Raw genomic sequence first — 22896 nt, forward strand, 5'->3', positions numbered from 1 at the left:
CATTTCAGACTCGAAATGGCTTAGTGTTTTAAATACACATTTACTCAACTCTTTTTACTAATATGAATTTTATTTTTGTAAGCTTACAACAGATTGGTACAGACAGGACGTCGACATCTGTGGGTATAGCTAAAGAGCTAGCTAAAAACCATAACGTATTATATGTAAATTACCCTATCGACAGAAACGTACTTTATTTTCGAAAAAACAGTGTTTTTGATGAAGAACACATTGGACGTATAAAATCAAAAAGTGATACGCTGGTTCAGCTTGAAAAGAATTTGTGGGTATTATGGCCCCGTACCATAATCGAATCGATTAACTGGCTTCCTTCAACAGATATTTTTCAAGTATTCAACTGGATAAATAACAAGCGGTTCGCGGATGAAATAAAAGACGCTATTAAAAAATTAAATTTCGACTCATACATTATCATTAACGACAAGGATATTTTCAGGAGTTATTTTCTGAAAGATTTTCTAAAGCCTGAGAAATACATCTATCTGGATAGAGACAATACCGTGGGTACCAGTTACTGGAAAAAGCACGGCGCCGAACTTGAACCTAAACTGATGCAGAAATCTGACATTGTCGTTTGTAATTCAAAAGCATTTACAGAACGAGCTAAACTATATAACAACAATAGTTATTACATTGGCAACGGATTCGATACATCTCAATATACACTGAATCATTCGTTGCCCATCCCGGAAGACCTTGCCAACATTCCCGAGCCGCGAATAGGCTATATAGGGGCTTTAATAACCCTTCGGCTTGACCTGAAGTTGTTGATCGAGTTAGCAAAAGAGAATACGACCTGGAACTACGTATTTATTGGCTGGCAGGATCAGGAGTTTGAAGAGAGTGAATTGCATCATTTGCCCAACGTGTTCTTTTTGGGTAAAAAGCATACTGATATCATTCCTGCCTATATACAACACATGGATGTGTGTATTAATCCACAGGTTATTAACGAAATAACCGACAATAACTTTCCATTAAAAATCCTGGAATATTTAGCTGTTGGTAAACCCGTTGTTGCAACGGCGACCAATACGATGCAACAGGAGTTTTCAGAATACACCTATCTGGCAACGGATAAAGAGTCCTATGTAGAACAAATAGAACTCGCTCTAAATGAGAATAGTGAGGCCATACAGAAGGAGCGTATGGAGTTTGCCCAGGGCTTTAGTTGGGAAAATGTGATCAATAAATTGCTCGATACGATCAAGGACACGAACTATGCCTTCTCCGAACAATAAATCGGGTGAGGTGGCTTTACGGATAATATTAACGAAAAATGTACCCGTTAGCTAACGGGTACATTTTTCGTTGAAAGCTGCATTAATTTTAAGAGGCCTTCCCGTTCAACGCGCCAGGTGAATTTTTCCTCTACTGTTTTCCGGGCGGCCTGCCCCATATCCTGCCGCAGTTGTGCATTCCTTGACAGCAGAACAATTTTCTCGGCCATTAACTTAACATCTCCCTCCTCAACAATAAAACCGTTCTGACCGTCGAGAACGGCCTCCGGAATACCCGCGTGGTTCGTTGCCACAACGGGCAAATAGTGGGCCATAGCTTCCAGAATCGACACCGGCAACCCTTCTTCATCGCCTGTCAGCGGACAAACAACGGAGTGTTGAAGGAATAGATCTGCCTCTTTCATATGCTTAACGACTTCGGTATTGGGTAAAGCACCAAGCAGTTTAACCTTGTCCTCAAGTTGATGTTTCTTAACGTACTCTACGGCCGACTCATAAAGATCACCTTGACCGATGTACGTTAATGTGAGTAACGGATTTTCCTGAGCCGCATCCCGAAAAGCTTCCAGCAGTTTCAGGGGGGCTTTCTTCAAAACCATCCGGCCAACGGCTATGCATTTTATTGGCTGCCCACTTTTTTCTTTAACGAAAGCGGGTGGCACATTTACACCATAAGGTATAACGTGAATCAACTCTTCTTTTATACCAACTTTCATCAACGCTTTTTTACTATAATTACTCATTGTAATAATAGCGTCGATATTATTTAGTTTTAAATACTGTTGCCGCCAGAATTTTTCTTTCAGTTTAATTGAAATATCATATCCGTGAGCATGGGCAAATACTTTAATACCCAGTTTATGCGCCAGATCAATGATGGTTGTACTCACATCAAGGTATTCGCCAAGTATTACTTTTACCTGATTATCGACAAGAAATTTCTCTACTTTTTTATTGTAGTATAAGTTTGACCTGGCTTTAATATTTAAAAAACTTAAAGAATGAAGAAAGACCTTATTTTTTAAGTCAAGATGCAGTAGCTCGGACATTTCAGGAAGTATTATTTTCGGAGCGTCAACGTCCCAGTGTCCATTGTACGGAGGCTTATTACTTCCTACGATCAAAACCGTTTCTGAAGGCAGTAAATCCTCCATATGACGCCGTATAAAACTTTCTGATACAGCGCCCAGATTCGGAGCATAAATAGCTAGTTTATTCATGGTTGAGTATTATTAAAACAAATCCAAATAGGTTATCCTTCATCTGATAAAAAATGATTGATAACCTATTTTTCCAAACGTTCGCACGTACTATATCAGAAACAATTTTTATTGCTTACTGAAGCAGTTTCCCAACGCATTCACCGTTTTTAATTGTAAATGAACCCGACCAGTTTTTAGCTTTCGATTTAGCATAAAAATTATAAGTTCCAGCCGGATAGCTAAGCGTTACAGAACCATCTGCCCCACAGGTAGGTGTTGCTGACTGAGCCTGGGTGATCAAGCCTTTCAGGACATTATCAACATACAACTCAATGTCTAAATATCCTCCGTTATTTGTCCAGAAAAACACATTACCTGTGGTTACGATTCCACTAACTTCCACACTTTTGGTAACCTCGTCATTATTGGTTCCGCTTCTGGCTGTTAGCGTTGCCGTATAGATTCCGTTCGATTTAAATATAACGATCGGGCTTTCTGTAGTCGTGGCCTGGCCATCACTGAACACCCATTGGTAACGTTCGGCATTTGTCGATTTATTGGTAAATTGAATAACGCCAGGTTTACTCGCATCCGGCGCCATATCGAAATCAGCAACGGGTCTGGGTTGAACTTTTGTCGTGCAACTTAGCGCTACGCCAAGCAATAGAAATAGGCAGATTAGTTGTTTCATAAATTGTAGTGGTAACTTCTTGCAGTAAAGTGGCCATTAGGCCGTTGGTGTATTTATTTATTAGTTGATATTAAAATGGTTTATCAGTTATTGGCTTATGGGCGAAAATCGGCTTAGCTCCCGTTTGATACGATTCGAGAAGGCTTTTCCCAGGCTTCCGTCGGCAATCAGGCGTCGATCGCTCGTCCAGGCATGTGCCCGGGCATCTGAAACCCGATGGATCACCCCCTTACCCTGCTCAGCGATGGAAAGCGCCATCCAGCCATCTTCGCAACGACCCGATGGGGGCGGTGTCTGACCGGCCGCTACCAGCTCGGCCAGTGAGCCCTCCCGACCTGAGTCGAGGGCAAAGCCACCAACTTTAATGGCATCTTCCCGACGAAAGGCGAAATTGAATCCGTAGACGTTTAGATACGGCTTGTTGGCACTCCGGAGCAGGTTGGCTGTATGACTAAGCTTCTCGTAAAATTCGAGCGCAACGCGCGAGGAATTCGGGCTGGGCAGAAATGAATACAAGCCGTAGGTGGTACCGATAGCCGGGTTCTGCAACGGGGCCGTGATGGCATCAACCCAGGTGGATGGATACAAACAATCTGCATCGGCATTGGCAATGATACGTCCCTTGGCGGCCATCAGACCAGCCTGCCGGGCATGAGCAACACCTGGCTTTTTCTCAAGTATGGATCGCACACCACACAGGTCCAGAAGCTCCTGCGTACGGTCGTTGGAGTTGTTGTTGACAACCAGTAACTCGGTGGGGCGGGATAGCTGCTGATCGGCCAGTGAGGATAACGTTTTCAATAAGTTAGCCTCCTCATTATAGGCAGGAATAACAATTGAAATTTCGGGCTTTGCGATATGATACCGACGGAGACGTGAGCGCAAATCAGCCAGTACATCTGTTGGCACTGCCCCGGGATTGTAATCCTGCAAATGCTTTGTCAGCCAGTTGGGTAATGTTAAATTAATCATTGTTTCATTGAGTAATAGGTGATATTACAGGAAGGTCAGGCATACGTTGGATCATTGACGGGTTTTCAATATTTTCCGAACAACCCGATCTGCACCCTGATTTACTTCCACGACATACGCACCATATGGTAAAGAGCTTACGCTGATTTTTTCAGTTAGCTGAGCACTTGTCTTTGCAATTCGTTTATGGTACTGAAGCCGACCGAGTAAATCGTAAATATTTATGTCCAGATCAGTGGTCTGATCATTGTTCAGCGCGATATTGAAGTAATCCAGTGATGGATTAGGGAAAATCTGGAGTTGTTGAAGTCCACTGGCCCGGATCGTTTTCTCAGTTCCCACGATGAAGATGGGCGTCTCCGTAACGGTTAGTTTCAGCTTCCCTTCAATGGGGTTAACTTTTAATAAAGTCATTGAATCGCTGCCAATTGTTGGGCTGTAGACCAGCGCTGCACCGGCAGCGGTCCCAAGGTTTAGCACATAATCGGCCGTTCGCCCTTTTTCGTCCGGAACCATCAGCGCATAGGCAGATTTGCCATCAAGTTCATACCGGTCAACGAGTGGATCCTGGCTGATGGTTTCTTTGTAAGTGTACTTTCCCAATAGCCGGTTCACCTGCTGAAGATAGTCGGCAGCCGGTTTTCGGGTGTAATTGGGGTTCATCAGGCCCATCGACTGAAACTTTGTCGTTGAATTAATATCATCATCGTACAACTGGTAAAAAAATGTTCTGTCGATGCCAGCCCGGGCAAACATAAGGGCCGTTCGCAAAGTCCAGTCGGCCTGCGTTTCCAGCACCGTTTTCTTACCAACAGCGATGGCTTTATTGACACTTCCCGGATTGACATCATAACCAACTTCGGTTATCCAGACGGGCATCCCGTAGGCATACTGGCGCGACATCTTCACAAAATCTTCGGCATACTTCATGATACCGGACTTTTCAGGAGCCGCTCCCCGTGTTGGGCTGCCTCCCTGCGACTGCTGGGCATCTGTGGCGTATAAATGCTGGTTGATAACATCCCAGCATAAATTGACCGTACCGTCGGCGTTATAACCACGAAACTCTTTACACCAGTCGATCATACCCCGCACATAGTCGGTAGAGGGCGAAGCAAGACCCCCAATCACGACCTGCATCGTTGGGTCAGCATTTTTCACCCCCACACCCGGCCCCATGGTATTTTTATGACCATCGTAAAAAGCCGAAAGGTTAGCGGCATATTCCCGGGCAGTCTGGTACGCCTTACGGCCCTTCCACCATTTATCCCGTTCGTTGTCGCATTCCATGTAGGTAATGAGCCCCAGGCCAATCTTTTTCTCATTGCTGTTCGACCAGTAGGGCTGTGGCTTAGGGGCCGAAAAAACAGATACGATGTCAGCACTAAGCTGTTTATTACGACCATAACGAGCGGCAAACTGAAAGGCAGCTTTTGCCTGCTCCCCGTAAGAAGCCGGATTGCTAATGTCTTTCCCGTGCAGTAGGGGGGCATTTTCCGAATCGCGCAGGTTAGGCGGATACGAGTTCTGTACCCAGCCGGGAATTGTTTTCAGGCAGGCCAATACCTCTATGCCTTCCAGCTTACAGCGTTCATACATGGCATCGTAATTCCAGCCGCCACTCATGGTTGTGTTGAAGGTATAGGCCCCCTGCAAATATTCCAGTTTTTCCCAATCGAGGTAATGCCGTATGGCCGTGAAGTTTTTGGCGGCTTTTACGCGGGCTTCATCCAGTTTAGCATGATTGGTCAGCTGAGCAAAGTCCCACTCGAAAGCATTCACCCCCATCTGCTGTTCCAGCGTCGCGGATTTTAAAGGAGCCAGAACAGCCGGGGTACCCGCTTTATAGGTCCCATACAGTTCCATTTCGTTGGGATAAATCCCTGAGGTGTTCAGCACCAGATACCGGGCACCCGAAACTGGCTTTTCAAGGGTAAACGAATTCAATTTATTCGGATTGGGACCTACCCACTGGTTATACTCACTTCCGGTGAAGGTGGCAACAGTGATGCGCTCCCATCGGTCGTTCACGATTGACAGCGTTACGATGGCATCGGTATTTGTTCCTTCGCCGTCATAGAACCGAATGCCGTCGATGGTCACCTCTTCTCCCTGTTCAAGGGGATAGTAGGCATCGAAATTCCGCAATACTTTACCATAACCGGTTTGCACTTTTTCATCCGTCTTCCCGTCGAAAAGCCCTTCCAGTCCGTTCGCCACGTTGTTCAGCTGATACCACCGCGCCGGAGCAATTGGGATCTTAACCGAATTTGCTAACAGCGTCGCATTTCGATCCACCAACGGCCCCTGACCCACTTGCGCATAGCCCTGAACATAATCGGTAGGCTGTAACGTCTTCGATCGAAAAATGACGAGAGAGGTCAAAAACAATAGCAAAATGAATATGGGCATTTTCATTGTTTTTTAAGGTTACGACTACACACTTTACTAGCGTTGCTGATCCATTTCATGGATAGTCTCTATGAGCCATGTTGCATGGCTATCGCGACCTCTTCGGGCACCCCAAACCGGGGCTGGACTACACGTATTGGTTAAGCTCTGATCAATTTGTAATCAATGGCAAAGGCTTTCACTTTCTCGAAAGGAATCTTAAACAGTAAGGTCAAGATGAGGTAGATGAGCCCGCCGATAACAATCTGAATGATCGTTGTATAGATATCATTATGGACAATGAAGTTTTTATAGATACCAACAACAACGACCATAGCGACTCCAAAGCTTATTGTCTTGGTTATGTTGGGTAAGAACACATCCAGAAAGCGACCAATCAGGTGGTGAACAATCGAAAAATTGGCGACCAGCGTAATAAAATTGGTTAGCATGAAGGCTACTGCAACCCCCACCGTTCCCCAATAATGAGCGAATGTGTACATGAGGGGAACCTTCACGCAGATGGTGAAAATATTCAGGTAGAAGAGCAGTTTGGGCTTCCCTTTCGTAAAGGCCAGTGTATAGAGCGGGTGGCTCAGACAGGTGAAAAAGCTGGCAAAGACAAAATACCGGATCAGTTCAATGGACGGCTCCCATCCTTTGCCATACAGCAGCGGAACAACACTGTCGGCGGTTATGAACAAGCCCGCCAGCAGGGGTAAATTCAAATAACTGACAAGGTCCAGAATTTGCTGATACGACTGCTTAAGTTTGGAATCGTCGTCCTTCATCTTGGCCAACACCGGATAGGCCACCTGAAGGATGATGGGGTTCAACTTCGAAATGGGGAAAACAGCCAGCTGGTAGGCCACCGTATAAAAACCCAGGGCTTTCATACCCAGCAGACCACCGATAAAGATGTTGTCCATATTGGACTGAACGAAGCCCAGCAGGCCATCGCCCATGTTGTAAACACCAAAAAGCAGGTGTTCCTTGATTTTGGCTGGCTTAAAATACAGCATGGGCGTAAAGAGCTTATGCCCCATGGCTATCTGCAAAACCGTTCGGATGCTGTGCATGACCAGCCCCCCATAAATCAGGGACATTTCTTTGAAGCCATTCATGGCCAGCGTAATGGACACTGCCGTACTGATGAGTGTACTCACAATGTCGATCAGCGCCACCGAACGAAACTTAAGCTCTTTCTGAAGCAGGAATAAATAGGTCTGCCCAAAAAAGATGATCAGGAAATAAAAAGAGGAAACGTTTAATATGTTCTCAAGCCGGGGCTCGTGATAATACATCACCACCAGCGGCTTAACGGCATGCAGAATGGTAAATATGGTTATCCCCAGCAGTATGCTTAGTATGTAAATTGTCGATAAGGTTTTCCGGTCGCTTTCCTGCTTGTGAATGATGGAATTAGAGAAACCCAGGTTACTGATCAGAAAAAAGAAATTAGTAACCAGCGTACTTATACTAACCAGTCCGAATGCGGCCGGTTCCAGTAACTTGGCCAGAACCGAAATCTGTACAAACTGAAATACGGTTGAGATGACCGTTGAGATGGTTATCCACTTACCCCCATCGATCGCCTTTTTCTTATTACTCATAAACGTTGTTCCTAACTTTTTATAACCTATTGGTGGCCGGAAACCCGATGTAGGCAACGACCTTTTGCCGGGTTGATGCGTCCATGGCATTGCCACGCTGTAAGCGGTAATCGACCAAAATGGGCTGGCCCGTCAGTAATGTGTTTTTCACTTTCAACTGCCATGTTGTGCCCGATCCCGTTAATTCAGCGACCGGGTTATCGACGCCCCCACTCGTAACCGCCCAACCGGCAGCCATGTCCTGCGTAACCGGCCGGTTAAACACCAGGTCGAGCGTATGATCCGACGATGTCTTGACCGTACTGAGCGCAGGCGGCAGAACATCCTGGGCCGGATCCGAAAAACCAGTTGTTTTTTTCTTATAGATGTTCACCAGGCCAGTTGCCGGGTTAAATGTAAAATCGTCGGCACCACTCACCGCCACACTCTTGATCGGACCACCGCCCACCAGCAGCGACAAATCGCGCCAGCGTGTATTTGGGTCAACCCCGGCATAATCCAGGGTAACAGTCATTGTTTTATCGTTCACCGTCTGCGAACGACCCACATCGCGCTTCACCTCATTGTATTCAACAAACTCCTGCAAACCCGTCACCCAAACGTTATCCTTGTTCAGCGGATTGCTGGCGATGTACTGGACAAACGTCCTGAAATTGGCAAACTGAGCCGGGTTGGCGGTCGAGAACGTAGGGCCATGTGAAAAAGCCTGGTAGACGAATTTCGTGTCGGCCGTTGTTCCCGTCGACGCGGCAAAAGCACCATCGACAAACGATTTTGCATTGGCAAGATCTGCGTCTCCCCAACCGTCACCAAAAAACCGCCGGGTTGTAATGAGCCGTCGGGTTTCGTTGCTTTTTACTCGCTCACCCCACAGCACGTTTACCTTTCCCGACTCGTTATTGCCATCCGAGGATGCTCCTCCCGGCCCATAGCCCTGAGAGGCCGTCAGCAGATAGTTCATCGCAAAAGACGTTTCCACAAACCCTTCAAATGCTGTAGGGATCGTGAACGTACGGGTTCGGTAACCGCCCAGGTATTTATAGATATTTACCTCGTTGGCTTTCACTTCATACGCCCGGTTATACGTGCCTGTATGCGTCAGGGAGTGATTCGAAATGTCGGCAAAGCCCACCTTCATCATCTCCAGATGCTTGGCCGTTGACGTAGCGTTCGCTATTTGCCCATCGTTCCAGTTCAGGGCAAAAGTCCAGTGCCACTTCACCGGCCGCCCGGTTCCATCGGTGTAGGTCATACCTGGATACGTGACTCCGTCACCCCCAACGCCACCCCAGATGTACGGATACACGGTTGTCCAGTCGCCGGGGCCTCCATCATCTTTTACCAGGGCAAACCCCAGCGTTTTATTGTACTTCAAATCGGCAACGGCCACAGTTGGGGCAACCGGTGCACTGTCGAATGTGACGGTTACCTTCACCTTATTGGAATCTACCTGTGGGTCGGTCTCATCGCCCTTGAGACTCTTCGAGCCACACTGGGCAAACAAGGCGAACAACGATAAGGTCAGGTATCTCATAGCCGCTTTTTTTGCCGATTTGAGTCAATAATAACGTTAGGATTACTCCCTACACACCCGTCGGCAGCCTACGGCTATCGGCCAGGAAATTCTCCGGACGCTTCAACTGATAGTTCACATCCGCAGGTTCCAGCTTATCCAGATAGTCACCGCCTACCCGGTTCAACACCGTCAGAACCGGGTGAGTAGCAATGCGCATGTACATTTGCAAATGCTGTTTCTCCGTACGTCCCCATGAATTATTGGCGTCGATGACCAGGATCGAGAGGTAGCTTTGATCGATCAGGTAAACCGGAATCGGACTGCTCACCAGTGGTGGTAACTCCAGAATCACTTTATCGTAGCGAGCCGACACGAATGATTCATCTTCTTCCAGTAATTGCTCCAGCTTCAGCACGTTCATAAAATCGGGCCGCAGGGTATAGGGTAAAAACGTTACCCCTTCCTTTTCAAAACGCTCGTCGGCGGTTGACAGGCGAGGGTAGAAATAAGCGATCTGCTGACCGGCTTCGGCGTACAAATGGGCCAGCCCGTTACCTGTCCAGCTTTTCCCCTGCTTGGATCGAATACTGAACAGGGTAATAATAGGCGGATGTGGTTTAGAGACTGTTTGTATAATCTCGATGTTGATGGCATTACAGAGCTGTTCGAAAATGCTCATAGCCGTTTGACCCGTTTTACCCGAGAACTTACGAACCGTAGGGAACATAGCGGCTACCGGGCGACCGATAACGATGGCTGCTTTTTCCGGAGAGCTGATGCGCTGATCTATCCAGAAACGGATGCCGACTAAGATTAACGCCAAGAACAAGCCTACACCAATGGCGCCGGCCAGTAAGATCAGGCGTTTCGAGGGCAGAGCTTTAAGCGGGAAGTTGGGTTTATCCAGCACAGAAAGTGTACCATCTACCGTAAAGTTCTGGTGCTGTGTCATCGCTTTATCCAGATTATCGACAGAAGCCTGGTATTCTTTCTCGGCCGAAGCCAGATCACGATTCAGCTGGCGCAATTCAGAACTTAATGGCGTGAATTCGGTTGTCTTGGTGTCAAATTCACCCATCCGGCTGGCGTATAACTTCAGGCGGGCAGACGATTCTTCGTATTCCAGCACTTTGTTCAACCAGTCATTGGTCAGGGTTGCTTGTGGGATAGACTCGGAATTATTACTCGCTGCGTAGTATTTCTGCGCCATGACTTCCATGTCCGCTTTCATTTGATCGACAGCCGCCTGCTGTTGGGCGAGCACGTTCTTGTCTTTGCTATACACCCGCGCATTGACCAGCTTGTTCTGTGCGTCGATCAGCTCCTCCTGCTTGGCTTTGTATTCAGTACTAGCCGCCAGCATATCCCCTCTCTTTCCCATCCGCTGGGCCAGTGCATCCATAGATGCCTTGGCGGCCTTGTTGCGCATCAGTTCGTGGTTGTATTCACTAACAACACCTTCTCTCGAACTGGCTACCCCTCTCGATTCCTGATCAAAGTCAAGCACTTTGTGCTGTACCGAAAACGCCTGCAATTTGCGTTCAGCATCACTTAAGCGCTGTTTGGCCTGCTGCGATCTGGTGTTGTAATAGCTAACAACCGAGTTCGTTTCCGATGTTTTCAGCAGTGTATACCGCTTACTTAGTGTTTCAATGGCATTGGTCAATATTTGTTGTGCAACAGCCGGGTCCTCCGACTGATACTCCAGCACCATCATATCGTTGGTGTTCTTGCGGGATGCTTTCAGCTTGTCGGCAATGACCGGAACCGAGTAGATGGACTCCGACTCAAACACCAGCGTTTTAATTGGATTGCTGGTTGCTGATTGCGACAGCCGGTCGATCTCATTGAATATCTCTTCATTGGTACGCCCAGTCACGATAGAGCGTCGCAAATCGGCCGGAACGGCTTGCTGCAGGGCCGCAAAGGCTTCGGGCGATAGCGAAAGCTTGTCGGGCTTCTGCAGTTGCAGGTGTTTTGTCAACATCCCTACGGCAATCTGCCGCAGCGTTTCCGTCGACGTCAGGGTTGTGATCAGGTTATCGAAGGCAACTGCGGAGCGATCCGAGAATGAATTATTTTGTACGGACAACAGCGAGTAACCCGAGGCCAGGCCCGTATAGAGCGTAGCCTGAGATTTATACACTTTTGTTTCGTTGCGTGTTAAGTAGAATACAACACCGGCCGTGATAGCCGGGATTAATATAAACCACAAGGCGTACTTTTTGAGTAATCGAAGAAAGTCGTTCGGTTTCATACTACGTTTATTTGCGTTTTAGTTGTTGGATAGAAACCCCCGTCAAAGTCTCCAGGTAATAAGCATTTTTTACAAAGTTCCCCCTAGCCTCTTCAGCTATGGTTTTTGCCTGCGAGTAGCGGCTGTTCGATCCGGCCAGCTCCTCCGGCGATTTGCGTCCCTGACGGGCATCGATATCAGCAATCTGGTAAGCGGCAAAGGACGTTTGCTCTTCACTGATACGGACTTTCAACACTTGCTGAGATGTAATCAGATCCTGATAGGCCGTAATTAGCTCCCGTCGTAACTGCATCTTGGCAATGTCTTTCTGATACATTGAAATCTGGTAATTGGCCCGCGCCTGTTTGATTTGCAGGGGTCGGCCAAACAGATCATATAACGAAATAGACGCATTGACCCCTGCCCGGTAGCCATTGGAAATCGTACCCAGCGCATCGCCGTTGTTGACGGATGTCGAGAGGATGGCCTGATTACCGTTCGAGTAGTTAACGAAGCCCGTGAGTCTGTTCAGAATTTCGATCTTCGACAACCGATAGGCCGCGTTGAGTGCTACGGCGTTTTCGTTTTGAAACTTGATGAGGGGTGAATAAGCAATCGCGATTTCATAAATATCTTCAAATGACATCAATTGAGCCGCAACATCCTGCGACAGATCGAGTTGAAATGAATCGACTTGTACAACTGTATTCGTTATTGGATTTGTTGGTGGGGCTACCGGAGGTTTAGGAACCGCTCGTGCTCGAGTTGGCGCCTGTGCATAACCCGCCAGGCCAAATAAGCCAGCTATAACAGTTGTTAAGATTATTCTCATACATAAAGGTTTACTTACTCTATAGAGACTAATATTCATAAAATAAGACACTAATTTGATTTGATTTTTTTGTTATGCCGCCCTGGCCGATTTCTCCCAGATTCCCGAGAGGCCGCCTTTCCAGAAGCGTAGTAAGCCTAAGACAACGCACCAATTCATGAATACGAAATAGAAAGGCACAAACGTGACTTTCCAACGGGTCTGCTTGCTTTCCATGCGATAGCCGATGTAGGCCATGATGTAGAAGCCTATCTGCAATACCAGAACGCTCCACCAGAAAATCGACATTGCCGAATAATAAGACCCGGCATTTGACAGAGCCACCAGAATGACGATGTTCAGCAGAAACAAAAGAGGCAGGCAAAAGGGAGTAATAGCCCAGCGCAACACCCGATGGGATATATACTGAAAGCTTAGCCAGCCATACCGAAACAGATTGAGCAACGGCGTTAAGCGGCTTATCGACTGAAAACCACCCGCAGCAATCCGGACCTTTCGCTTCATCTCCTCTTTAATAGAACTGGTAGGCCGTTCGAGCGCGTATGCATTTGGTTCATACTCTACCCGATAGCCCCGCCCGGCAATACGCAGCGAAATAATAAAATCATCCAGGAGTGTATCTGCCTCAACGGGCTCGTACAGCTCCGTACGAATAGCGAACAGCTCACCAGCGGCACCAACGATGGTATGTAACTCAGCATCGAGCCGTTTCAAAAAGGATTCGTACCGCCAGTAAATTCCCTCACCACTCCCCGTGGCAGCTTCCGTCGACTGGCTGTCTATCCGCTTCTCGCCTGTAACGGCGCCAACATTTGGCAATTCGAACCGCCTGACCAACCTCGTTACTGCCTGAAGGTTGAGTTGCGTATTGGCGTCGGTAAAAATGACTATGGGCGTTTTTACGAGCTTCATAGCATTATTCATCGCTTCGATCTTACCCAACCGCTTTGTGCCCGAGAGAACCGACAGGTTTGGAATCTCTGCTTTTTTTGATTCCAGATACTCATTTGACCCATCCGTAGATCCCTCTACCACAAATAATAAATGAAGCCGATCGGCCGGATAATCCTGGTCAAGACTGTTCTTTAATTTGTCCGCCAGATAATTAATTTCATTATAAGCAGGGACTATCAGTGTTATTTCCGGCAATTCTTCGTATGAAACAGCGACCCGTTTTCCAATACCAAGCTGCCTACGAATTTTAACTATAATCCATAATAAAATACCATAACCTAAGTAAGTATAGAAGACTACTAAAACTAATAAAAAGAAACTTATTACTATAAGAGGGATTAAATCCATAATGTTTAATCGATCAGTTAATTAAACTGTTGACAGGCTTGATGATGTTAAGTTCCACAGGACTCCTTTCGCAAACGCTTTGGCGTGTGAGAACTTACCTCGCGCTAAATACGTAGCCAAATGTTTAGGCATCACGCAGCTCGCAAAGAAGGAGTAAAAGATAATTCTCTGGCTCCAGGAACTATGACGTCGCATAAAAAGGATACGATTTCGTGTCAGGTAATATGTCTTGAGAGGATTAAACTGACCTACCGAAACAGATTCTTTATGAAGGATATAAGCAGAGGCTTCATAGCGAATTAAGTAACCTGCATCTTTGATGCGTTGTGACCAATCTAATTCTTCATAATAAAGAAAAAAGCGTTCGGCAAATCGGCCAACTTTCTCCACAACTTCCCGTGGCAGCATCATGGCACATCCATGCGCAAAATTGGTGATGCAGGACTCGTCATAATGGCCATCGTCTTTCTGGTTAAGGCCAATGGGAACTGCCGTTCCTGTCAGCATATTCATTGGGCTATAACCAGCATACTGAATTACAGTTGGATTGTCATAGAATCGAATTTTAGGGCATGTTACACCAATTCGATCATCCTCGTAAAACGGGCGAAGCAAATCATCAATCAGGGTTGGATTCAATTCTGTATCGTTATTCACGATAAAAAAATAGTCACCCTTTGCTTCCTGCATCCCCAGATTATTACCTCCTGTAAAACCTAAGTTCCTTTCACTTCTCACAACCCGTATATTCGGTAAATCGGGCAGATCCACAGCCTCCGTCAGCGATGGAACAGAGGCATTATCGACAATGACAATTTCAAAATTCTTATAATTTAACTTTTTGCAGGACTCTATAAAATCTACAGTTATATCAGCCTGGTTATAGTTTATTGTTATTATGGATACTAAAGGATCTTTATCTTTTATACGTTTTCTTTCTGCCATAATCTGAAAAATGTTTTACCAATTATGTTCATATCCTTCGCAAAGGAAAACGTTTCCACATATTCGATATCCAGCAGAATACGTTCATAATCCTGCATTATTTTCTGTCCGCGTGCCCTTTTTTCTACCTGCCATAATCCAGTAAGCCCAGAAGGCCCGGCAAATCGTTTTACCGAATCATCAACCGTAAGTTTTTCTGCTTCATAAACAGGTAGCGGTCTGTTGCCAACCAACGACATGTCTCCTAAAAGAATGTTTATCAATTGTGGCAGTTCGTCGATACTGCTGTTTCTTAAAAAACTACCTAGCCGTGTAACTCGTGGATCATTTCGGAATTTCAAAAATTTAGCTGACCCCTCGCTATTTTGCAGATACTTATGTTCACAGATAAACTGATTCTGATCAAAAAGTAACCGCTGGCAGGAGGTTCCCATCAACTGGCAGGTATCGCACAAATGCGCTGCCTCCTCTTCCTCTTCCAGACTACTTTCCGCCCCGTTGTTATAAATATTAAGCGACTCCATCTGCTTGATCATTTTATCAGCCTGAGTCGTCATAGTTCTGAATTTAATCATATGGAATATTTTAAAATTAGAACCAACTCTTTTCGAGAGATAAAAAATTGGTCCTTTTGAATCCAGTTTGATTAAAATCGAAACTATTAATAATAACGGACTAAGTGCCAGTAAAGCTGATGACGATACCAGTATATCAATACAACGTTTCCAAAAAGGCAATTTGAAATAAAATGAGTTAGCGGGATTAAAAGCTGTTTCCGGCTGAGTGGCTATTCTGGCAGCCAGCTCAGCGAAAAAGATAATCTTTCTATCGAAATTCAATTTATTTTCGTTGGTTGGTAAAATATCGGTAGCTCTGGACTTAACAGCCAGCTTAACCAACTTGTCAGACAATAAATTGCACAGCAGCAGAGACGGGACAAATGACTGATAACCAGCAGAATGAAGCTCATTCAAGATATCTACTCCGCCATTCGCTTCGTTTACAATAACCATGTCTACCGGCTCCCTGGATTGTATCCAGGCAATGGCTTCAACAGCATTGTATCGTCTGATAACGGCGTAAGATTTTGTTAGTAGATTATTGATACGGCTAAAAATAATTTCATCCTTCTCAACTACTAACACACGTATTATAGGTGAACGATTCATAATAAGGCACTTTAGCTATAATGCCGATTTAAATTCATGATGCCATGTACCTTCTCTCTATAGTAAGAGAAGGTACATTGACAATCGGCTGTTATCAGGAGATATACTAATGTCGTAATACGGATATAGTTGCCACGTTGTGTTTTCACCACGCTTATTTACGTATAGCTTCTTAAGTACAGCCTCAATTTTTAATAAATACAGGCTCTTTAAAAAAGATTAAACCGCAGCCTTGATGCCCATGCCCCTCTACGTTGGTAGTTAGTAACAGTATTAGGATAAAACGTAGGGCTTGTCTCTTTAGACTGTATCATGATCCGACGGAAAATAGCATCAATTTTCGCTTTTACTTCGAGCGGATTAAACGGTTTAGCCAGATAACTATCGGCTCCTGCTTCCAGACATGCGATTCGGGTATTGCTATCAAGTGCTGCAGACAGAACCAGGATTGGTGTATGTCCGATTAGCTCATTAGATCGAATAAGTCTTATTAATTCTAAACCCTCCAGCAAAGGAAGATTCAACTCAGTAACTACACAATCGTAACGGTTATCCTGGATTAAATGCTGGATAGCGTCTTTACCATTCGTTGCTATCGTTATATCGTATTCGGCTTTTAAAGCTTGTACAAGAATACTTGCAATGTGAGGATTTTCCTCTGCAATTAGTATTCGATGTGAATGAGGAAAACGAGTTGCCATTATTAATTTTTTGGTTAATTAAAAAGATAAGTTTAACGTTTAAGTCAATAGGTTTTATTCTGAGTACACGTTCATATCCTCCTCCAGCATAAGCCAGGTACGATACGGAAATATAAACCCGATTTAGCAAATAACTGTCTAGAGAAATATATATAAGCGTATCGAGAAGCTTCGTTATATTTAATTTAATCCGTCTCCAACAACCAGGAAAAGTTGAAGAAGTTTTTTACTTACAGCGCAAAGCAGCAAGAATTGGCCTCAGCACGTATTAGGAGACCAGTTTTAAATTTAAGTTTTTCTCTAATTCGGAGACTCTCTTTGATGAGACTACTAAAACCTGTCCACTGGTCAATTTCAAGTAATAACTTTTTTGGCCCCAGTTTCTAATTTCTTGTATATATATCGGGTTGACCAGGCTCGATTTGTGAATGCGTACAAAAGCAGGAAGTTTTTCTTCCAATATTTTTAATGTATAGGGCAGTGATTCATATCTTCCATCTGCCAGATGAATTCGAGAATAATTACCGTCGCCTTCCAACCAAACGATTGACGGTTTGTGAAGAGAAAATAAAGCTTTTGGATAGGATTCCTTTTTCATAACTTATGTTGATTTTAGTTTATTAAACTGCTTTCTCAGAGAATATTTAATAACCATTAAACACTCGTTCTTCAAAAAACAGGAAGCTTTTCTAGTTATTTCTAACTAGCAATCCTTTCAAATGTTGCGGCACCCAGTATTAATGCTCTTATTGCAATAAGTATTCTAATTTAAGATTGTACATTATCATGATTTCAATAAAAACATTATTTAATGGGCTTTTGTACGAGATATGGATTATCTTTACAAAATGTTAAAAAAATTCGTCAATCAATAGACAATTGAATTTTAGAATGTATTTAAGGTTCTTGAGACCGTTTCCACTAAAAATTCAATTTTCCCCTTCTTCTGAGAATTTCTAAACCATAATTAAACTAGATCCATACGTCAAAGTGGCTTGTTAATTATATAACAGGATAATATTAGAGTCATTTTAATGGGCATGCAAAAAAAAAGGGCTTAATTGAGGTAAGACTTTAATTTTTTTACTTTTCCTAAACTCTAACATATTTTATCTTATCAAAGAGTATTCTATGTTTATTTTTCTAATTTTTTGTAAACTTGATAATTGATTCATACGACTTTTTCATGTTTTACGCTTTTATACAATTTATAATTTATTAACTCCTAATACTCAAAATTCTTCAGATTTTATTAGAATTATTTAATTATAGTAAATAATCAAATAATTACATTTTAGCGATCTCCATTGTACTGCTTGTCATATTGCCATTTTTCCTAAGGCTAAATTTTTCGATTTAGGACTTTATTAAGTTACTATTATTTCAATCTGACAATTGATCGGGGTTTGAATAGCACAATCTCTATATCAAGCGTGTGAGTTCAGTCAGGTAATTTCATCAGAACCACCAATAATTCTGCTCTTCAAGTCTTTTTCTTCTCTTGATCAGGACATAGCTTTATGCAGTCATGTATATCTATATTGACTGCATAAAGCTATGTATGGTCACTACACCTCTCAACACTTTTATAAAACCTTAATTAAAGAACTCTATTATTTATCCTGGTAGACTTCTTCAGCTAAGCTGATTTACTTTCATTTATTAATTGTTGATATCGCACCACAGGTTGTTTTCGAAGAGGCAACTGTTTATACCCGGGTAGTAGTTAATATTCTTACTAAATCCATGAGCTGCAGGTCAAGGGTATTTCTGATAGCTTTGATCATTCGTTAAGATAAAGCAAGTCGCGTTTATAATACCTAATTCGCTGTTTTAATTACATAACAATTTCGACGTCGTCTCAATACTGGAAGTAATAACGACTATCCTTTCAAAAACTAAAATCGAACAGGGGCATCTGCTACTGTGATCCTACTAATACGCATAATCTGTATGATGCTAGTGGCAAGCAGACGTTCCTTAATTTATTCACTACGAACCGATTGTGTCTTTTCATTTTTGATACAATACATTTATAACTATAAGTTTAACAATCTAATTTATGGTATAATATTTACTATAAATATAATTAAATTACGCGCCGACTAATTGATTTCCTTTCGTATATGTAGCTATAGATTGATAAAAAGTACCAACAATTTGTACTTTAAAAGCCTATATTAATAACAAGATGTTTTAAAGAATTTTCAGGTAGATATACTAAAATCAAAATGCAAGCAATTTATTGTCTGGGGGTTGTATTTGCTTTATCATTGAATTCGAAACTATAGTTGCCTAATAAAAACTCAAGTTTCGTAGGTATCAACTTACTTACTTTGAGTACGTAATTTTACTATGCTTAATTCTAAAAGATATATACACATGAGAATACTCGTGTAAATATCAGCAAGGATTAATTTTTTTAGTTTAGCTATAAACCACCGTCGCTTAGTGCACATCTTTCTATATAGATCAATTTCTATGTAGCATGTATTTATCCGATAGAATTTAACTTTTTTTTAAACTTTACGATTATGAATTTGTATCCAAAAACTCTATTTTCAATCCCCACCCATTCAATTATCTGGCTCGAAGGCGATGGCAATTATACGCGCATTCATTTACAAAATGGAAAACTTCAGTCATTACCCTACACATTGAAGTTTATATCTGAGAAGCTACCGGATTTCGTTCGTATTCATAAATCAAGTTTAGTCAATCCCATCTACGTTCAGGAGCTTACAAGTAAAGGTTATCAGGATTACTGGGTCAGATTAAGCAGTGGCCACACATTGTCCGTATCAAGAAAGCGGATGCCCCACACAGCGGTAAAGCTCAATTTACCAACACCTTAAGCAGGACATTGACCAGTCGAAACTGAATCAGCGCAAGATCTGGAGATATAGCTGTGACCATTAAGACCTATTGCTCAAAGCCAGGATCGACTTCTAACATACCTTCTTTCCTGCTGGGTATAGCCGCCGATCCTGCCCTAACCAATTACTTCCGGAACAATTGTACGTGTGCGCTCAATTTTGTCGCTCGATTCGCTCAGTTTATCAAGTAGATATATTCTGTATTCCCAATCAATAGATATGAAGAAAGTCCAGGTTCTTCTTCATATCTATTGATTCGTCTGCTTCGTACACCCTGATTTTGTTTTTATTCATTCATTTCATGTCTTTCAACAGACATATAACGTCCCCTTCAGGTTATGAAAAACGAAAGCTGGAAATTTATCTTTTATGAAAAGCAACGTTTGGTAAAGGAAGCTGCTCCCAAAGAGATCCCTTACGTGTTTGGCTACATCAGTTCTAAACGAGACAGCCATAATCCATCATTGTCAATTAATGATCTTCTGCACATTGATGGCAAGCCGTATAAAGTAAATAAGTTCGATCTGAATGTATTTAATTGTGAGCTTCACATTTGCCTTATCCCTTACAATACATTAAATCATGACTATTGATCATGCGGGCTGCATCCATTAAGCGTCTTTAATCGTTGGCTACCTGGGAAAGATACTTAAAGCAGAAGCCTTCAATATGAGGGTAGTTGTGTTACGGCAAACAATCCATTGCAAACTCCAACTATTCCGCTGCTCATGGAGCCAGGATTTTAGAGAAATCTTAAACAACTGATTCGCTTAACCACTAATCTCTTTCCCGAACCTCAGGCGCTCCCCTACCGGGTCATCTTTGGCTGGCGGCTATGGTATCAGTACCCCTTCCTCTGAACATTCTGAAGAATTTAAGGCGCAATAAGAATAGTAGTTGCCGCGTACTGCGCTTGCGAACCAGAGCACTTGTTACGCACTGTGTAACCTCCAGAACATATAACCTATGAACTTAATCACTCGTGCCGGCGCACATCATCGACTAACACCTGACCAGATTATTGCGATTACCGGCGACACAAATTATAGCTACGTGCATTTGATCACGGGAGAACGCCTGCATAGGAGCCGTCCTATTCTTTTTTTCTCAAAAATGTTTCCCGACTTTCTCAGGATTCATAAGAAAGCGCTGATCAATCCAACACACGTTAGTCATTACAATCTGCCGATCGTCAGGGAGCCAAATGGCTACGTTGTTATGAGAAATGATCTGCGTTTGGAGGTTTCACGCCGACGGGTTCAGCAAGTAGGCCAGGTACTGAGTTGCGACTGTTAACGCGGTCAACCAGCAACCTGTACACCCTTCTCTTCATCGGCACAATCACGCGTTTTCTCTACACAAACGCCTGATTCATGCTTTATTAGTGGTTCCAGTGCAACGTTGTGGTGTTTTTTGCGCTATAGTGTTATAGATAGTGAAGCGCATTTACCCTATAAAAACGCATGGAACGTAAAGAATTTTTAAGACGTGGTTTTAGTAGTTTATTAGGCATTGCCGCCATAGTACCCGCTTTAGGGAGTTGTTCAAATTCGACTGTTGACCCTGTAACAACCAGCACGGGTGGCAGTACGTCGTCGGGGTCAAATAACGGGAGTTCAGCCAGTAACTGCGCCGTTACACCATCCGAAACGGAAGGACCCTTCCCGACCAAAGTACCCGCCAATTTTGTCCGACAGGATATTCGTTCAGATCGTACCGGTGTGGCATTTACCATGAATATTACGATCAAAAATTCAGCGAACAGCTGTGCTGCTCTATCAGGGGCCATCGTCGACATCTGGCATTGTGACAAAGACGGATATTACTCGGAATATGGTGGAACAGGCATGCAGAGTGCCAACTTCACGACCGTCGATTTCCTGCGGGGACGGCAAACAACGGATACCAACGGCCTCGTAACATTCACCTCTATCTTTCCCGGCTGGTACGGTGGTCGGGCACCTCACATACACGTACATATTTACAATGCCGCAGGCAAGTCATTGCTGGTGACTCAAATTGCTTTCCCATACGACATTACCAATACGGTCTACACAACGGCCAAATCGTACGGCTATACAAAAGGGGCTCAGGACACCAAGAACGAAAATGACAACGTCTTCTCTGATTCTTTCGCAACTGAGTTAGCGACTGTTTCAGGGAGTATTTCAGCAGGCTATACCCTGACTCACACCATCGTCGTGAACGCTTGATATCTGGCCTTTACCCGGCTGGTAATGGGTTTTGCGTGAATACAGGGGCCTTTCAGTCAGGTTCTCCAAACGAATGAATACACAAACGAAAGCACAAATTTTCCTGGCCGATCAGCGGGGTTGCTCCGAGAGCAATGACTTCAGAAGCTTTCATACATTCAACTTCGGGACTTATAAGGCAGAAGGACGCCAGCCATTTACATCCTTGTGCCTGCTTAATGACGACATGTTGCGGGCCGGTGCCAGCCTGATCATGCTGGTTGCCGACAGAACGGATGTGTTATTAATCCCGGTTGTGGGTGGTCTGGCCTTTCAAACAGCACTCCATGAATCGTTGGACGAAAAATTTCTGGAACCAGGACAAGTTGGTGTATTATCGCTGGAGGCCGGTATGCATTTTACCGTTAGTAACCCATATGAGCGGGAGTCGATTAACTTTCTGCAACTCTGGCTGACTAATTCATCCCTTAGTTTTGCTCCCGCTTTTCAACAGGCCAGATTTAATTTTGCCACTAAAAACAAGCTACTACCCATTGCTGGCCTAACTGGTGGCCACCTGTATATTGGTCAGTATGAGGGACGAAGAGAGGGTGAGTACCTGATTACCTCAACGCAAAAGGCTACCAAAGGAAGGCTTTTTGTCTTTGTGCTACAGGGTAGTTTTGAAGTCGCGAACCGGCTTCTTCACGAAAAAGACGGATTGTCTCTGGAAACAGAACAGGACTGTGTCCTGGAATTTGAAGCTTTATCGAATGATGCGATTCTGCTTCTTGCCGAATTGCTTCCGCAATACGCCTTAAAGCAGAAATACCGATGAGGCAAATCAGTGAGAGCTGTTAAGATCAGCAATCATTGATCTGCCTCATCGGTATTTTCGCTTTACGAAGAAAACTTATTGGAAAGCGCTAGTTAACGTGAATAATGGCTAAATGCAGGTTAGCATTCGTTTAACTGAAGATCAGAATCCAGGCTAGA

The 22896-nt window shown here is 43.9% G+C and carries 19 protein-coding genes; 6 read left to right on the forward strand and 13 right to left on the reverse strand.

The genetic code is table 11. The features are described from left to right. Positions 1–62 precede the first annotated feature (62 nt). Positions 63–1262, forward strand: a complete 1200-nt coding sequence (locus tag ACYVK4_RS21450) for a glycosyltransferase (protein ID WP_461129570.1) — start codon at positions 63–65, stop codon at positions 1260–1262. Positions 1263–1309: 47 nt separating this feature from the next. Here ACYVK4_RS21450 and ACYVK4_RS21455 read toward each other — a convergent pair whose 3' ends face one another. The 13 genes from ACYVK4_RS21455 to ACYVK4_RS21515 form a co-directional block, all read right to left on the reverse strand. Further along, positions 1310–2482, reverse strand: a complete 1173-nt coding sequence (locus ACYVK4_RS21455; protein WP_461129571.1) for a glycosyltransferase family 4 protein — start codon at positions 2480–2482, stop codon at positions 1310–1312. 115 nt (positions 2483–2597) lie between these two features. Further along, entirely contained in the window at positions 2598–3155 is a 558-nt protein-coding gene (locus ACYVK4_RS21460; protein WP_461129572.1) for a PKD domain-containing protein, read from the reverse strand. 87 nt (positions 3156–3242) lie between these two features. Next, positions 3243–4127, reverse strand: a complete 885-nt coding sequence (locus tag ACYVK4_RS21465; protein ID WP_461129573.1) for a glycosyltransferase family 2 protein — start codon at positions 4125–4127, stop codon at positions 3243–3245. A 51-nt stretch (positions 4128–4178) separates the two neighbouring features. Then, entirely contained in the window at positions 4179–6545 is a 2367-nt protein-coding gene (locus ACYVK4_RS21470) for a T9SS type A sorting domain-containing protein (RefSeq protein WP_461129574.1), read from the reverse strand. A gap of 134 nt (positions 6546–6679) precedes the next feature. Then, entirely contained in the window at positions 6680–8131 is a 1452-nt protein-coding gene (locus ACYVK4_RS21475; RefSeq protein WP_461129575.1) for an MOP flippase family protein, read from the reverse strand. Positions 8132–8150: 19 nt separating this feature from the next. Next, entirely contained in the window at positions 8151–9665 is a 1515-nt protein-coding gene (locus ACYVK4_RS21480; protein ID WP_461129576.1) for a hypothetical protein, read from the reverse strand. Positions 9666–9714: 49 nt separating this feature from the next. Further along, on the reverse strand, positions 9715–11904 hold the full coding sequence (locus tag ACYVK4_RS21485) for a GumC family protein (protein ID WP_461129577.1): 2190 nt from the start codon (positions 11902–11904) through the stop codon (positions 9715–9717). A 7-nt stretch (positions 11905–11911) separates the two neighbouring features. Then, positions 11912–12715 carry a TolC family protein gene (locus ACYVK4_RS21490; RefSeq protein WP_461129578.1) on the reverse strand — a complete coding sequence of 268 codons (804 nt, stop codon included), beginning with the start codon at positions 12713–12715 and terminating at the stop codon, positions 11912–11914. A gap of 72 nt (positions 12716–12787) precedes the next feature. After that, positions 12788–14017 carry a glycosyltransferase family 2 protein gene (locus tag ACYVK4_RS21495; RefSeq protein WP_461129579.1) on the reverse strand — a complete coding sequence of 410 codons (1230 nt, stop codon included), beginning with the start codon at positions 14015–14017 and terminating at the stop codon, positions 12788–12790. Between the two features lie 21 nt (positions 14018–14038). Next, positions 14039–14962 (reverse strand): glycosyltransferase family 2 protein, encoded by a 924-nt coding sequence (locus ACYVK4_RS21500; RefSeq protein WP_461129580.1) that lies wholly within the window; start codon positions 14960–14962, stop codon positions 14039–14041. Continuing rightward, positions 14941–16131 (reverse strand): sugar transferase, encoded by a 1191-nt coding sequence (locus ACYVK4_RS21505; protein ID WP_461129581.1) that lies wholly within the window; start codon positions 16129–16131, stop codon positions 14941–14943. The genes ACYVK4_RS21500 and ACYVK4_RS21505 overlap by 22 nt, the downstream gene beginning before the upstream one ends. Before the next feature lie 209 nt (positions 16132–16340). Further along, complete coding sequence (locus ACYVK4_RS21510; RefSeq protein WP_461129582.1) at positions 16341–16832, reverse strand: response regulator transcription factor; 492 nt, start codon at positions 16830–16832, stop codon at positions 16341–16343. A 268-nt stretch (positions 16833–17100) separates the two neighbouring features. Beyond that, on the reverse strand, positions 17101–17430 hold the full coding sequence (locus tag ACYVK4_RS21515; RefSeq protein WP_461129583.1) for a LytTR family DNA-binding domain-containing protein: 330 nt from the start codon (positions 17428–17430) through the stop codon (positions 17101–17103). Positions 17431–19366: 1936 nt separating this feature from the next. Between ACYVK4_RS21515 and ACYVK4_RS21520 the strand changes: the two genes are divergently transcribed. The 5 genes from ACYVK4_RS21520 to ACYVK4_RS21540 all read left to right on the forward strand — a co-directional run bounded on the left by ACYVK4_RS21520 (position 19367) and on the right by ACYVK4_RS21540 (position 22738). Further along, on the forward strand, positions 19367–19687 hold the full coding sequence (locus ACYVK4_RS21520) for a LytR/AlgR family response regulator transcription factor (RefSeq protein WP_461129584.1): 321 nt from the start codon (positions 19367–19369) through the stop codon (positions 19685–19687). Positions 19688–20046: 359 nt separating this feature from the next. Continuing rightward, a complete protein-coding gene (locus ACYVK4_RS21525) occupies positions 20047–20301 on the forward strand; it encodes a hypothetical protein (protein WP_461129585.1) in 255 nt (84 codons plus the stop codon). 373 nt (positions 20302–20674) lie between these two features. Then, the gene (locus ACYVK4_RS21530; protein ID WP_461129586.1) at positions 20675–21004 is read left to right on the forward strand and encodes a LytTR family transcriptional regulator DNA-binding domain-containing protein; all 330 of its coding nucleotides are present in this window, start codon (positions 20675–20677) and stop codon (positions 21002–21004) included. Positions 21005–21171: 167 nt separating this feature from the next. Further along, positions 21172–21921 (forward strand): dioxygenase family protein, encoded by a 750-nt coding sequence (locus ACYVK4_RS21535; protein WP_461129587.1) that lies wholly within the window; start codon positions 21172–21174, stop codon positions 21919–21921. Between the two features lie 73 nt (positions 21922–21994). Then, the gene (locus ACYVK4_RS21540; RefSeq protein WP_461129588.1) at positions 21995–22738 is read left to right on the forward strand and encodes a pirin family protein; all 744 of its coding nucleotides are present in this window, start codon (positions 21995–21997) and stop codon (positions 22736–22738) included. The last annotated feature ends 158 nt before the right edge of the window (positions 22739–22896 follow it).

This window comes from Spirosoma aerophilum, assembly GCF_054782495.1.

Bases quoted from the DNA above. Each gene is read 5' to 3' on its own strand.
- ACYVK4_RS21505 (WP_461129581.1), bottom strand. From the start codon at position 16,131: ATGAATCGTTCACCTATAATACGTGTGTTAGTAGTTGAGAAGGATGAA.
- ACYVK4_RS21475 (WP_461129575.1), bottom strand. From the start codon at position 8,131: ATGAGTAATAAGAAAAAGGCGATCGATGGGGGTAAGTGGATAACCATC.
- ACYVK4_RS21520 (WP_461129584.1), top strand. From the start codon at position 19,367: ATGAATTTGTATCCAAAAACTCTATTTTCAATCCCCACCCATTCAATT.
- ACYVK4_RS21510 (WP_461129582.1), bottom strand. From the start codon at position 16,832: ATGGCAACTCGTTTTCCTCATTCACATCGAATACTAATTGCAGAGGAA.
- ACYVK4_RS21515 (WP_461129583.1), bottom strand. From the start codon at position 17,430: ATGAAAAAGGAATCCTATCCAAAAGCTTTATTTTCTCTTCACAAACCG.
- ACYVK4_RS21525 (WP_461129585.1), top strand. From the start codon at position 20,047: ATGAAAAACGAAAGCTGGAAATTTATCTTTTATGAAAAGCAACGTTTG.
- ACYVK4_RS21490 (WP_461129578.1), bottom strand. From the start codon at position 12,715: ATGAGAATAATCTTAACAACTGTTATAGCTGGCTTATTTGGCCTGGCG.
- ACYVK4_RS21480 (WP_461129576.1), bottom strand. From the start codon at position 9,665: ATGAGATACCTGACCTTATCGTTGTTCGCCTTGTTTGCCCAGTGTGGC.
- ACYVK4_RS21500 (WP_461129580.1), bottom strand. From the start codon at position 14,962: ATGGCAGAAAGAAAACGTATAAAAGATAAAGATCCTTTAGTATCCATA.
- ACYVK4_RS21455 (WP_461129571.1), bottom strand. From the start codon at position 2,482: ATGAATAAACTAGCTATTTATGCTCCGAATCTGGGCGCTGTATCAGAA.
- ACYVK4_RS21535 (WP_461129587.1), top strand. From the start codon at position 21,172: ATGGAACGTAAAGAATTTTTAAGACGTGGTTTTAGTAGTTTATTAGGC.
- ACYVK4_RS21470 (WP_461129574.1), bottom strand. From the start codon at position 6,545: ATGAAAATGCCCATATTCATTTTGCTATTGTTTTTGACCTCTCTCGTC.
- ACYVK4_RS21465 (WP_461129573.1), bottom strand. From the start codon at position 4,127: ATGATTAATTTAACATTACCCAACTGGCTGACAAAGCATTTGCAGGAT.
- ACYVK4_RS21495 (WP_461129579.1), bottom strand. From the start codon at position 14,017: ATGGATTTAATCCCTCTTATAGTAATAAGTTTCTTTTTATTAGTTTTA.
- ACYVK4_RS21460 (WP_461129572.1), bottom strand. From the start codon at position 3,155: ATGAAACAACTAATCTGCCTATTTCTATTGCTTGGCGTAGCGCTAAGT.
- ACYVK4_RS21485 (WP_461129577.1), bottom strand. From the start codon at position 11,904: ATGAAACCGAACGACTTTCTTCGATTACTCAAAAAGTACGCCTTGTGG.
- ACYVK4_RS21450 (WP_461129570.1), top strand. From the start codon at position 63: ATGAATTTTATTTTTGTAAGCTTACAACAGATTGGTACAGACAGGACG.
- ACYVK4_RS21540 (WP_461129588.1), top strand. From the start codon at position 21,995: ATGAATACACAAACGAAAGCACAAATTTTCCTGGCCGATCAGCGGGGT.
- ACYVK4_RS21530 (WP_461129586.1), top strand. From the start codon at position 20,675: ATGAACTTAATCACTCGTGCCGGCGCACATCATCGACTAACACCTGAC.